12 protein-coding genes and 1 pseudogene are annotated in these 12,487 nt (G+C 70.1%); 3 read left to right on the top strand and 10 right to left on the bottom strand.

The window, feature by feature from the left end; all coding sequences use genetic code 11:
- Positions 1–274: 274 nt before the first annotated feature.
- The 5 genes and pseudogenes from N8J89_RS16140 to N8J89_RS16115 all read right to left on the bottom strand — a co-directional run bounded on the left by N8J89_RS16140 (position 275) and on the right by N8J89_RS16115 (position 3,975).
- Entirely contained in the window at positions 275–427 is a 153-nt protein-coding gene (locus N8J89_RS16140; RefSeq protein ID WP_283665162.1) for a hypothetical protein, read from the bottom strand.
- The gene (locus N8J89_RS16135) at positions 418–723 is read right to left on the bottom strand and encodes a hypothetical protein (protein ID WP_283665161.1); all 306 of its coding nucleotides are present in this window, start codon (positions 721–723) and stop codon (positions 418–420) included. Before N8J89_RS16135 ends, N8J89_RS16140 begins: the two co-directional genes overlap by 10 nt.
- Positions 724–728: 5 nt before the next feature.
- Positions 729–1,694, bottom strand: a pseudogene (locus N8J89_RS16125) (aminodeoxychorismate/anthranilate synthase component II).
- Between the two features lie 106 nt (positions 1,695–1,800).
- Positions 1,801–3,108, bottom strand: a complete 1,308-nt coding sequence (locus N8J89_RS16120; protein ID WP_283665159.1) for a hypothetical protein — start codon at positions 3,106–3,108, stop codon at positions 1,801–1,803.
- A gap of 555 nt (positions 3,109–3,663) precedes the next feature.
- On the bottom strand, positions 3,664–3,975 hold the full coding sequence (locus N8J89_RS16115) for a hypothetical protein (protein WP_283665158.1): 312 nt from the start codon (positions 3,973–3,975) through the stop codon (positions 3,664–3,666).
- A 281-nt stretch (positions 3,976–4,256) separates the two neighbouring features.
- Here N8J89_RS16115 and N8J89_RS16110 point away from each other — a divergent pair, with 281 nt between their 5' ends.
- Both N8J89_RS16110 and N8J89_RS16105 read left to right on the top strand, forming a co-directional pair.
- The gene (locus N8J89_RS16110; protein WP_283665157.1) at positions 4,257–4,751 is read left to right on the top strand and encodes a hypothetical protein; all 495 of its coding nucleotides are present in this window, start codon (positions 4,257–4,259) and stop codon (positions 4,749–4,751) included.
- A 29-nt stretch (positions 4,752–4,780) separates the two neighbouring features.
- The gene (locus N8J89_RS16105; protein ID WP_283665156.1) at positions 4,781–5,278 is read left to right on the top strand and encodes a hypothetical protein; all 498 of its coding nucleotides are present in this window, start codon (positions 4,781–4,783) and stop codon (positions 5,276–5,278) included.
- Between the two features lie 542 nt (positions 5,279–5,820).
- Here N8J89_RS16105 and N8J89_RS16100 read toward each other — a convergent pair.
- Both N8J89_RS16100 and N8J89_RS16095 read right to left on the bottom strand, forming a co-directional pair.
- Positions 5,821–7,788, bottom strand: coding sequence for a M48 family metalloprotease (locus N8J89_RS16100; protein WP_283665155.1), 1,968 nt, complete (start codon positions 7,786–7,788; stop codon positions 5,821–5,823).
- On the bottom strand, positions 7,785–8,390 hold the full coding sequence (locus N8J89_RS16095) for a hypothetical protein (RefSeq protein WP_283665154.1): 606 nt from the start codon (positions 8,388–8,390) through the stop codon (positions 7,785–7,787). Before N8J89_RS16095 ends, N8J89_RS16100 begins: the two co-directional genes overlap by 4 nt.
- A 252-nt stretch (positions 8,391–8,642) precedes the next feature.
- On the opposite strand from N8J89_RS16095, the gene N8J89_RS16090 reads away from it, so the two are divergent.
- On the top strand, positions 8,643–9,161 hold the full coding sequence (locus N8J89_RS16090; RefSeq protein ID WP_283665153.1) for a DUF1360 domain-containing protein: 519 nt from the start codon (positions 8,643–8,645) through the stop codon (positions 9,159–9,161).
- Positions 9,162–9,174: 13 nt separating this feature from the next.
- Here N8J89_RS16090 and N8J89_RS16085 read toward each other — a convergent pair whose 3' ends face one another.
- The 3 genes from N8J89_RS16085 to mmsA form a co-directional block, all read right to left on the bottom strand.
- Positions 9,175–9,630: a hypothetical protein gene (locus N8J89_RS16085; protein WP_283665152.1), complete on the bottom strand. Its 456-nt coding sequence runs from the start codon at positions 9,628–9,630 to the stop codon at positions 9,175–9,177.
- A 118-nt stretch (positions 9,631–9,748) separates the two neighbouring features.
- Positions 9,749–10,951, bottom strand: a complete 1,203-nt coding sequence (mmsB, locus tag N8J89_RS16080) for a multiple monosaccharide ABC transporter permease (protein WP_283665151.1) — start codon at positions 10,949–10,951, stop codon at positions 9,749–9,751.
- A complete protein-coding gene (gene mmsA / locus N8J89_RS16075; protein WP_283665150.1) occupies positions 10,948–12,486 on the bottom strand; it encodes a multiple monosaccharide ABC transporter ATP-binding protein in 1,539 nt (512 codons plus the stop codon). The genes mmsB and mmsA overlap by 4 nt, the downstream gene beginning before the upstream one ends.
- Between the last annotated feature and the right edge of the window lies 1 nt (position 12,487).

The raw sequence follows: 12,487 nt of genomic DNA, 5'->3' as shown, positions 1-12,487 counted from the left end.
CGGCCGCGCCGCCCGCAAAGGGCCCAACGGCCCACGGGACGAATGGGCCGAACCGGCCCATTCGGCACGACGGCGCACTGTGGTGCTCGGCTCGCATCCAGAGTTCACCAGGCCCAGCCTGCGGACCCGGCACGTGAGGTTTCGAACAACCGGCGAACGCGGGCCGTCCCAACGCGCGGCGCAACCGTGTGGTCAATCTCGCCCACCTCAACCCACGAGGTTCCGCAAGGGCGGTTGGACGGTAAGCAACCGTCCAACCGTCCGCGCTAGGCTTTCACACTCCCTCAGCGGGCACCGGCACGCCGTTTGGTTCGTGGACGCCACGTTCGGCCGCCAGCTCGCTCCTGCGGCGCAGCAACGGGATCGGGTCCGCCGGCGGCGTGCTGAACTCGGGGCCGGCCTCGGTGTGCACAACGTTCACTGCCATGCTGGTTTCCCTTGTGGTGTCACGAAAGCCTCGACGTCGAAGGCGTGGCGGACGGTTGCCGGATGGCCGATCAGCTCGGCCGCCCGGTTCGGCGACAGGCTCTGCCGGGCGGCCTCCGCGGACTCGAACACCATGACCGCGCCCCACCTGGCACCGTCGGAGATCCAGAACTTGGTGACCAGGCCCGACACCGCGGCCCAGGCATTGGCGCCCTCAGCCAGCAGTGACTCGCGGAGCGCGGGGATGTCGAGCGTGGGGACGGCGTCGCGGTCCCACCAGGCGATCACGGCCTTCACGGGCATTACACCTCGGGCACGCGGAGCATGGTGTCGAGCAGCCGGTGCAGGGTGGCCGGGCCGTCGAGTGTCAGCACGGACTCGGCGTGGAACTGCATCGAGGCGAACCGGGCACCGCGCAGGGCGTTCACCTCGCCGGTCAGTGGGTCGCGGCTGATCTCGACCAGACCTGCCTCCGGGTGCTCCACGCGGTCATCGGTGCTGCGGGCGGCGAAGGTGTTGTAGAACCCGACGACCTCGTGGTCCCCGAACAGCTCGATCTCACGCTGCACACCCTGGTTCGGCACCTCGCGCTGGTGGAGTTCGAGCCCCAGCACGCCGCGGAGCACCTAGTGGCTCAGGCACACCGCGAGGAACAGCTGGCCTCTGCTCAGTAGCGACCGCACCGCCTCGGCCAGCCGCGCGATCTTCGGATGCGTGTGGCCCCCTGGGTTGCCGGGCCCCGGGCCGAGCACCACGACGTCGTAGTACTCGGTCGAGTTCTCCTCGTCGAAGCGGCGGAGCACCACCTCCAGCCCGAGCGAGCGCAACAGGTGCGCGATCATGGCGGTGAAGGTGTCCTCGGCGTCGATCACCAGCGCTCGCTTGCCGGCGAGTCGGCTGTCTCGGCGCGGCCCGGTGTCGCGTTCGGCGAACCAGAACGCGCCGATCCGCGTGTTGCGCCGGTCCAGCGCCGCCTGCACGTCGGGGTGGTCCCGCCAGCGCACCGCGCGTTCCTTCAGCGCCGAGAGCAAGGTGGCGAGTTTGACGTGGGTCTCGGCTGCCTCCGACAGCGGGTCGGAGTGGCGCACCAGCGTCGCGCCGACACCGATCTCCACCCGGCCGGCCCGGTCGATTTCGGCGGTGCGGATCACGATGGCGGAGTCCATGCACTGCTGCCCGGCCTCGTCGTGACCGATGAGCGCCAGCACGCCGCCGTAGTAGCCGCGGCCCCCGCGCCAAGGCGAGGATGAGTACTCCGGCGGGTTGATGTTGTGAGGTAGGTGTTCCGGCCCGCCGCGTGAGGGGTTCTCGCGTGGCGGGCCGGAGTTGTTGTCGCGCGTTCGCTCGTGCCGTACTTGGCGAACGCGGGTGCGGTCAGCAGGTGCAGATGCCGCCGTTGTTGATTCCGGCGATGCCGTTGCCGCCGGCCAGGCCGTTGGCGCCGGAGGGGGTGGAGATGGTGTCTGCGCCGTCGTTGATGGTTCCGGAGTTACCCAGACCACCGGCACCCGCGGCGCCTCCGAGGCCTCCAGGACCACCGAAAGCGCTGCAGCCGGTGCCGCCGTTGCCGCCGACGGCGCCGTTGCCGCCCTTGCCGCCCGTGGCGGTGATGCTGTCCACGCCGGTTCCACCGGTCAGGGTTCCGGCGTTACCGATGCCGCCGGCACCACCAGCACCGGCTACACCGCCGTTGCCGCCGGGCTGGACGGCGGACTTGCCGTTGCCGCCCTTGCCGCCGACGCCACCATTGCCGCCGAGCCCGCCGTTGGCCTTGAGAGTGTCGACACCGGCCCCGCCGCTGATGGTCCCGGCATTGCCGTTACCGCCGGCACCGCCTGCACCGCCGACGCCACCGGCGCCGCCGCCGTGACCGCAGCCACCGTTGCCACCGGCCGCACCGGTCCCGCCGGCACCACCGTTGGCGGTGACGTTGTCCAGGCCCGCGTCGACCAGGTCGCCGTTGAAGTTCCCGGAATTGCCGACACCTCCAGCCGCACCGGCTCCGCCGATGCCGCCAGCGCCAGCGCCGCCAGCGACGTTGCCGCTGTTGCCACCCAGGCCACCGAGGCCGCCGTTGCCGCCCCGGCCGGCGGTGAGAGTGACGGTGTCGTTGCCGGCGCCACCGGTGATCGTCCCGGCGTTGCCCACGCCGCCGATCCCGCCGACGCCACCGTTACCTCCGGCGCCTCCAGCGCCGCTGGCCAGTCCGATCCCGCCCTGGCCGCCGCTGCCGCCGTTGCCGCCGGCACCCGCCAGAACGATGATGGAGTCCACGCCGGCACCGCCGTCGATGATGCCGGTGCTGCCCACCCCGGAACCGCCGACGCTGCCGGCTCCGCCGTTGCCACCGGCACTGCCCGCGGGAGTGCCCACGGTGCCGTTGGCCCCCGGCGGACCGTTGGCGCCCGCGGCGCCGGCGACGCCGGTGACTCTGATCGTGTCGTTGCCAGCCAGGCCGTTGATGGTGCCGTTCACCGCACCGCCGGTGATGGTGATGACGTTGGCTACGGCGGTACCGTCCAGGACCTGCCCGGCGGGAATCCCCGCGGTGCAGGTGAAGTTGGCGCCGCTTTGGGTGCACCCCGGCGGCAGTGCCCAGGCCTGAGCCGGAGCCAGGAGCGCGAACCCGGCCGCGGTGCCCAATCCGATCAGGGCCCGACCGGCCCGACCTGCAGTGGTCATTCGTGTTGTCGACCTCATGATCAACCTTCCACCCGTTGCACGGGGTCCGGGACCAACGCCACGGACCTGCGGGGGTGGTGTGGTGACCGGGGTCTGGGGTCACTGCCCGGTGCCGCACACAGAGGGCACCGGAACAAACCAACACCCTCAACACCGCAGCCTTCGCCCCCTCACCAGAGCTGACAAGACACACCCACGCCAGTCACCCCCACGCGAGCACAATCCCCACCCAAACCCACAAAACAGACGCCCGAACGTCACTGCCCGCCACCAGGCACCGCCATTGTGACGGACACGAACCACCCACATACAGCACACACCACCACTCACTATTTCCTCCGGCGCGTACTACCCCGAATTCGAAGCACCAGAGCGGAGATTGGCCGACAGGGAGACCCAGGCCGTGACCGCCTCGAGTTACGACGCGCGGCCAGGCCGGTAACGCTGCGTAGGTCACTAAGGTCACGAATGACCCGAACGGGTCAGTAACACTAGCGTCAGTGTGAGACAGCTTCGCAGTATCGGGAATTTGTACAGGCGAATGTCCCGCCACGCTCAAATTCGGGTCAGGGGAAAAGTTGTGAGCCCACAGTGCTCGATCCGCGCATGGCGGAACACTCCCAAAGGGCACGCTGTGAAGGCCATCACCGGCCGGCGCACCACGGTCACAGCAGCCATGATCCTCGTGGTCGGGTTCGGCAGTGCGGGCCCGGTGACCAGCGCGGCGGCAGCCGGGCTCGGCATGACCACGACGTGGACCGTCTCGATCGACGGCACGACCGGCACTTGGGCACCCCCGCGGTCCACCACGGCAGTGACGTCGTCCACCACCGCAATACCGGCCACGACCGTGGCTGTCCACACCACGACACCACCCCCGGCCCCGACGCCGGTCGAGCCGGTCGCACCCACCACGCCTGAGGCTCCCGGGACGACCTCACCTGCTCCCGCAACGACCTGGAGCACACCCGCGGTGACCGGCACCGCACCCGACCATGAGCCGCCCAGCCCGAGTGAGCCGGCACCGGCGATTCCTTCGTGACCACCGCGTCCGCGGCCCTTGCGCCGCCAGAGGCACGCCCGGCGAGGCTCACCCACAGTTCCGCGGTCCCGACCGCGACCTTCCACCCAACCCAAGGAGAATGGCCATGCATATCAACAGGAAAGCCAAGCCCGTCATCGTCGTCGCTGCGATCGGCACGATCCTGGGGCTGGCCAGTTTCGCCCTTGCCGCGTTCGTCCAGGACAGCACCACCGGCAGCGTGTCAGGCTCGGCTGAGGCGATGACCCCCGCCACCGTGACCGGCGCGCAGACCGGCACCCTACTGCCCGGCGAAAAAGGGTACGTAACCCTCACCCTGTCCAACCCCAACGCCAACGTGAAGATCAAACTGCTGTCCGTCACCCCGGGCGAGGTCGTGATCGACACCGTCGCGAACATCGCCGACAAGCCCTACTGCCAAAGCCAGCTCGAACTGTCCACCGCCGGCGCGGACCCGCTCCTGCCGACGCTCGCGGTCAGCGAAGCCAACTTCCCCTACAAACTGACCGACGCCGTGAAGCTCAAGGACGACACCGACATCCGCTGCCAGGCCATGACCTACCACACCACCTGGACCGCCCAGTTCCAGGCCGTCCGCTAGAGCAGTGCGCGACTTACAGGGGAAAGACCATGCGTAGCAAAATGAAAGGCAAACCCGTACTACTTTCCCCCGCTGCCCTAGGCACAGTAGTGGCCCTCAGCGCTCTCGCGATCGCCGTGTTCGTCCAGAACACCATCGCGAACGGCGCGGCCGGCTCGCCCCAGTCCCTCACTCACGCCACAGTTGTCGGCACGCAAATCGGTGTCCTGCTGCCCGGCGAAAAGGCCTACATCACGCTCACACTGTCCAACCCGCACGCCAACGCAAAGGCCACACTGCAGCCCATCTCCGCCGGTGACGTCGTGATCGACACCGTCACCAATCCCGCCGACAAGCCCTACTGCCACGACCAGATCGAACTATCCACCGTCGGCGCCGATCCCCACCTGCCCACCCTGGCAAAACACGAAACCAACCACCCCTACAAAATGATCGACGCCGTGAAACTCAAAGCCGACACCGACATCCGCTGCCAGGCCATGACCTACCACACCATCTGGGTCGCCCGCTTCCACGCCACCCAATGATCGAGCACGGCATCTCCCGGCCGTGATCGACTGCGGCCGTGGCTGTTCGTGACCAGCGCAGTGCCCACGAGCCCGCGGCCTTCGACCGCGTGATTCCACCCGACACGGGGGTATCGGGTGGAATCACCGACTGCAATCCGGCTGTCGGTGCACCTCCGAGCGCGTGACATCGGCGCGCAGGCGGCGACCGGGACATCGACCTTGACCTGCCCTGACAGGCATCCCGTGCACCAGGTGACAGTTCCTCACCGGCACCCCATGTCGGCCAGCCCCGCCTCCCAGTTCGGCGCAGCCGCTCCAGCTCGTTGGCCGGGTCGCTCATCGCCGCGGGGCACATTCCAGTGCGGCAGCGGGACGGTGCCCTCGCCAGGCATCTGCTGGCCGTAGACCTCCTAGTAGCCCTCGATGTCCCATTCGAGGTCGTAGCCGATATCGGCGCGCAGCACCCACGGCCGCACCGCCGCCGCGCGGGTCTCGGTGCCCGGGCCTGGGCAGTCCGAGTGGCTTCCTCATGCGGCGCGGTCAGAGGCTGACCGAAAAGCTCATGTGACGGGGAAGCCCGCACCGCGGCTGCCCGGGGGCGTGACGTGGCCGCGCAACGGGATGGTCACCACCGCCAAGACCAGCAACGCAGCGGCGAGAAGGCTGAGCGAGGGAACGGCGTAGTAGTAAACTACTTCCAGGGGCTGCTCATACCTCGTGATGAGCGCGGCGCAGATCAGCAGCGTGGTGGTCCAGGAGGCGGCGATCCCAAGCGCGAGACCGGTTCGCCCGCGGAGCGCGACCAGGGGCAGCACCACAACCACACCCGCTCCGGCGGCGATCAAGACTTCGGTCTGCGACTGGTCGTAGGCGTTGGCCTGGCTCAACGGTTCGGCCAGCAGCAGCCGCGCGGCCACCACCACCGCGGTGGTCACGCCGGTGACCACCAGCAGAAGACGCCGGTGCCCCCTGCTCCACCACCACACGACGGCCGCCGCGGCGCACTGACCGGCCAGCAGCACCCACGGCGGCGACAGGGTCAGCTGGGCGGTGAACACCTCCACCCCGCCATTGCGCAGGAGAAGCGCCGCGGTCTGGGCGGGGATGACGGCGCCGGTGAACAAGACCGCGATCAGCCCGCCGATCCACGCGGTCGGGCCACCTCGACGGTGCAGCGTCGCAATCGCGGCGCACAGGGCGGCGGCTCCGGTGAGCACCACCGAGATGACGACCCACGTCTCCAACGCCGCTTCGTCATGCCAGAACGAACCTTGTTCGGTGAGCGCGAGCAGCAAGCCGACCAGCACGCCGACCGGCAGGCCGAGTGCGTCCAGCACACGGCGCTGCCACGGTCGCCGGTCATCGGCCGACTGCCAGACCGTCGTTCCCCACGCGTAGCCGAGCAGGACACCGGGTAGCAGCGCGGTGGCCAGCACGGAGAGGTTGTAGGACAGCACCGGGTTCCCGATACCGGCGAACAACGGGTTGAAGTGGAGGGCGCCGACCAGGAGCAGGGCGGTGGCCAGCGCTCCGAAGGCGAACCCCTCGACGCCGCGGGCGTGCTCGGTGGTCCGGCCCCGGTCGAGAACCGCGAGGCGACGCGATGACGACGGGTGCAGGGACAGCAGTTCCCGGATACGCCCGCCCCGCCCCGGCCGCTGCCGGGACAGCAGTGCCCGCAGCGCGGAAGGGCCCGAGTTCGCAGACGAGACCAGGTCCGCCTCGTGCTCACGGGCGCGGAGCAGCCCACGCGACACCAGCCAGACCAGTGCCAGCAGCGCCACCGAGCGGATCAGGTAGTCGCGGTTGAACGCGGTCCAGACATCCGTGGTGAACGGCCTGCCACTGGCCCACAGCACCACCGCGAACACCAGCGGCAACACCAGCACCGCCGGCGTGGCCCACCAGAGACCGCGGGTCAACCAGACCCGGCCGACGTCACCCGCCACGACGTGGGCGCACTCGTGCCGCAGCAGTGCCTCGGCCTCGTCGGCCGGCAGGGCGAGCACACCGTTGGGCAACACAACCCGGGGTCTGCCGCCGATGCGCACGGTGAACGCCTCCCGGCACGCCGAGGCGAAGACCACCTCCGGGACGACGGCCCCGCCCATCGAGTGCACGGCGTCGGCGGCGGCCCGCTGCCACCGTTCTCCGGCCCGGCGCACCCGTCCCGTCCGCCGGTACAACCGCACCGGCAGCCGCCGCAGCAGCACCAGCCCCAGCGCTGCGACCACCACTCCGACGACGGCCGAACTAGACACCCTCGCCACCTCGCCGGGCAGGTTGCACAGGCCCAGCCGCACCCCCCTGGCAAGCACGTCCGCCGGTGCGCTCGCCACCGCCTCGGCGTAGCACCTCTTCAGCGTCTCGATCCGTTGGAGGCGGAACACCCCGTTGTGCAGCAGGCTCCCGGCGTAGGTCGCCAAAATGATCGGCACCGCGATCAGCAGCGCGTAGCGGGCGCGGGTCGTCCCGATCGCGAGTCCCGAGGTCGAGGCCCCGGCCAGGACCGGAGAAGCTGCGGTCACCCGGAACCGCCGGATGATTCGTGCTTACCTGTCACCAATCCATCCACCACGTACCTGGCGATCTCCCCCGCCGTCACTTCGTCCGCACCGGCACCGGTCAGGTGGATCGTGATCATCACGGTGACCCGCCCGGCCTCGGCGTCATCGATCTGGGGCGCCGGCCCGGCGGAGTCCTTGCCCCGCCGCCGGGCCCAGGCCCGTGTCAACCAGTCCCGGACCGAGTCGTAGACACCACCTGTTGCCTTCTCAACCAGCACACCACCGACCAGAGCTGCCGCGGAGAGCACATAAGGCGTCATCGCCGCGAGCTCGACCCCGATACCCACCGGCGCGTGCAGCCGCACACCGCGCACGGTGCCCTCGGGATCCCTCCGGTAGTCCAGGACGATGTCGTCGAAGGCCTCCAGCTCACCGGCGAAGCGTGTCGCCACCACGGAGTGCGCCAGGTCCACCACCTCCTCCGGCGTCCGCTCGACCGGGGCGCCAACCTCTTTCCCGACCATCGACTCCCCTCCCTGCCTCGCAACGTCGATGACCATGTCGACGACGTTGTGTGTCCCCCGCCTGGTGCGGCCCAGCGTGGCACCGCTCGAGGTGACCATCAGTCAACGGCGGCTGGATTCACCTGATCAACCGAGCCCACTGCCGCCGATAGGCAGGCTCCCTAGGCAGCGTGGGCCGGGGAGTGCTGGAAGGCGCGTTCCTGATCAGCGGGCAGCTCGCCCGGATCTGGCGACCGACCGGCCCGATCAACTCCTAGGCATGGGATCTGCCCCGGAGGCACCAGTTTGCCTGCTCGATGCGAGGGCAACCTGGCGGCATGGCGAGTCGATTGATCGGGACGGCAGATGACGATGGGTGAACACACACCGCGGGCGGTCACCGGCAAGGTCACGCCGCTGCGCACCGATGAGGGGAAGGCCACCGCGATGGGCGGCCGGCTGGTCCTCACGGCGACCTTCCTGACCGGTGCGGCCGCGGTGGCGGCGGTGGCGCACCGCTCCGGGCGGGTGCCCGAGCGCATCCCGACGGGTGACCTGGTGCTGCTGGGTGTCGCCACCCACAAGGCGTCCCGGATCATCAGCAAGGAGAAGGTGACCGGCTTCCTGCGGGCGCCGTTCACCACCTGCGCGGAGGCCGAGGACAATGCGGAGGTCCCGGAGAAGCCGCGCGGCCGCGGTGTGCGCAGAGCCATCGGCGAACTGCTGACCTGCCCGTTCTGCATCGGCATGTGGATCGCGGGAGGCGCGGTCGCCACCTACCTGTTCGCGCCCAGGGCGGCGCGGCTGGGGTCCTCGGTGCTGGCCGTGCTCAGTGTGTCGGACTACCTCCAGTACGCCTGGACCGCGGCGGACCAGGCCACCGAGGACTGAGCTGGCTCACTGGTCACGGCCGGGCGCGACGCTGGACGATGGCCTCACGAGTGCCACGGCGCAGGCTCTGCACCATCGTCACCAGGCCGAACAGGATCATCACCAGCAGCACCGGCAGACCGTCGGCCTGCCGGATGCCGGCGGCCAACTCCGCCGGAGCCGCCACCACGGCCGGGAAGACCAGCATGGGAAGGGCAAGGGCGAGACCGCCGCCCACCGCGGTCAGAACCCACCCCGCCGGCCGCGACAGCACCAGCAGCCCCGCGCCGACCAGGCAGCACCCGCCATCGATGGCGAGCCCGGTCCTCAGCACGAGGCCAACGGTGCTTGCCTGGGCACCTGTCAGGCCGAACAAGCCCGAAGCGGCCAGCAGCGCGACCAAGCCGAGTAGGAGCGCGAAGGTCACAGTCGTGGCGAACGGAACGCGGCTCGGCCGACGCCGCTGAGCCTGCCCAATGGAGTGGTCCATCCGCTCCTCCTCGGTTGATCGTGTGGTCGTCGGCGCGCGGAACAAGTCGACCTCATCCGGGGCCGGCGTGACACACCACTGGCAGCAACCGGCCGCCCCCGGCCGGCCTTGCACCGCGTCAGCGCGCGCCGGCGCGCCGTTTGGTGAACACGTCGTAGGCGACCGCCGCCAGCAGCACCAGGCCCTTGACCAGCATCACCCGCTCGCTGGGCGCGCCGATCAGGGACATGCCGTTGTTGATCACCGCCATGATCAGGCCGCCGGTCACCGCGCCGACCACCTTGCCGACCCCGCCCTGCACCGCCGCGCCGCCGATGAAGGCCGCCGCGATCGCGTCCAGCTCGAAGGAGGCGCCCGCGGTGGGGCCGGCCTGGTTGAGCCGCCCGGCGAAGACCACCCCGGCCAGCGCGGCCAGCACGCCCATGTTCACGAACACCCAGAAGGTGACCGCGCGGACGTTCACCCCGGACAGGGTGGCCGCCTGCAGGTTGCCGCCGATGGCGTAGATCCGCCGCCCGAACACCGAGCGTCCGGCCAGCACCGAGTAACCCCACACCAGCGCGGCCAGCAGCACCAGCACCCAGGGCAGGTTGCGGAAGCGGGCCAGCTGCACCACCACGGCGAGCACCAGCAGTCCGGCCGCGGCGATCTTGGCCACGAACACCGGCATCGGGTCGATCTCCTGCCCGTACCCCGCCCGCCCGCGCCGGGCCCGCCACTGGGTCAGCGCGATGCCGGCCACCACGGCCAGGCCGATCAGCAGGCTCAGCAGGTCCGCGCCGCCGAGCGGGCCGAGGCCGATGTTGCCGAGGTAGCCGTCCAGGAAACCGTTGGACAGCGTGCGGATCGGCTCTGGGAACGGGCCGATGCCCTGGTTGCCCAGCACGCTCAGGGTGAGCGCGCGGAAGACCAGCATGCCGCCCAGGGTGACGATGAAGGCCGGGATGCCGAAGTAGGCGATCCAGTAGCCGTGCCAAGCCCCGATCACCCCGCCCGCCACCAGCGTGACCAGCACCGCCAGCGGCCACGGCAGGCCCAGCTGCACGGTCAGCACCGCGCACAGCGCCCCGGTCAGCGCGACCACCGAGCCCGCGGACAGGTCGATGTGCCCGGCGATGATCACCAGGATCATGCCCACGGCGAGGATGAGCACGTAGGAGTTCTGCACGATGATGTTGGAGATGTTCTGCGGCTCCAGCAGGGTGCCGCCGGTCAGCGCGGTGAACAGCAGCACGATCAGCGCGAAGGCCACGTAGATGCCGCTTTGCCTGGGGTTGAGCCGGAACCGGCGGCGTGGCGGGAGTTCTGCCTTGGTGCTCAACGGTTCCGCTCCTGTCCCTGGGTCATGTGCCGCATGAGGCGTTCCTGGGTGGCTTCCGCCCTGCTCACCTCACCGGTGATCCGGCCTTCGGCCAGCGCGTACACCCGGTCGCACAGACCGAGCAGCTCCGGCAGCTCCGAGGAGATGACCAGCACGCCGGCGCCGCGCTCGGCGAGCTGGTTGACGATGCCGTAGATCTCGTACTTCGCGCCGACGTCGATGCCGCGGGTGGGCTCGTCCAGGATCAGCAGGTCCGGCTCGGTGAACATCCACTTGGCCAGCACCACCTTCTGCTGGTTGCCGCCGCTGAGCGCGCCCGCCGGGGTGAGCACGCCGGGCGCCCGGATGCCCAGCTCACGCAGGTATCCCTTGGCCACGCCGAACTCCTCGCCCTCCCGCACCCAGCCGCGCCGGGACAGCCTGCCCAGCCCGGCCGCGGAGATGTTGCGCCGGATGTCCTCGATCAGGTTGAGGCCGTAGCGCTTGCGGTCCTCGCTGACGTAGGCGATGCCGTGCCGGATGGCCGCGCGCACCGAGCGTGGCGCGATCTCCTTGCCGTCCTTGAAGATCCGCCCGGCGAAGCCGGTGCCCCAGGACCGGCCGAACACGCTCATGGCCAGCTCGGTGCGGCCCGCGCCCATCAGCCCGGCCAGCCCGACGATCTCCCCGCGCCGCACCGACAGCGAGACGTCCTGGAGCACGGCGCGCTCCGGCCGGGCCGGGTCGTGCACGGTCCAGTCCTCGATGCGCAGCACCTCCGCGCCGATCCGCGGGGTGCGCGGCGGGAACCGGTGGGTCAGGTCGCGGCCGACCATGCCCGCGATGATCCGGTCCTCGCTCACCTCCTCGGCGTGCACGTCCATGCTCTGCACGGTGCGGCCGTCCCGGATGATGGTGATCGAGTCGGCGATCGCGGTGATCTCGTTGAGCTTGTGCGAGATGATCACCGAGGTGACGCCCTGCCCGCGCAGCTCGCGCAGCAGCTCCAGCAGGTGCGCGGAGTCCTCGTCGTTGAGCGCCGCGGTGGGCTCGTCCAGGATGAGCAGCCGCACGTCCTTGGCCAGCGCCTTGGCGATCTCCACCAGCTGCTGCTTGCCGATGCCGATCTCGCGCACCGGCGTCACCGGGTTCTCCCGCAGGCCCACCCGCGCCAGCAGCGCGGCCGCGTCGTGGTTGACCCGGTTCCAGTCGATCCAGCCGCGGGTGGCGATCTCGTTGCCCAGGAACAGGTTCTCCGCGATGGACAGCTCGGGGCAGAGCGCGAGCTCCTGGTGCACGATGACGATGCCGCGCGCCTCGCTCTCGGCGATCCCGGCGAAGGCACAGGGCGCGCCGTCGAAGTCGATCTCGCCGGTGTAGGAGCCGTGCGGGTACACCCCGGAGAGCACCTTCATCAGCGTGGACTTGCCAGCGCCGTTCTCCCCGCAGATCGCGTGGATCTCCCCGCGCCGCACCGACAACGTCACGCCGTCCAGTGCGGTGACCGGGCCGAAGGTCTTGGTGATGCCCCGCATCCGCAGGATGTGCTCGGTCATC

The sequence above is a fragment of the Crossiella sp. CA-258035 genome (assembly GCF_030064675.1).
In the GTDB taxonomy this organism is placed as follows: Bacteria; Actinomycetota; Actinomycetes; order Mycobacteriales; family Pseudonocardiaceae; genus Crossiella.
The sequence above is the reverse complement of the archived record's forward strand: the minus strand, read 5'-3'. Positions and strand labels throughout refer to the sequence as shown.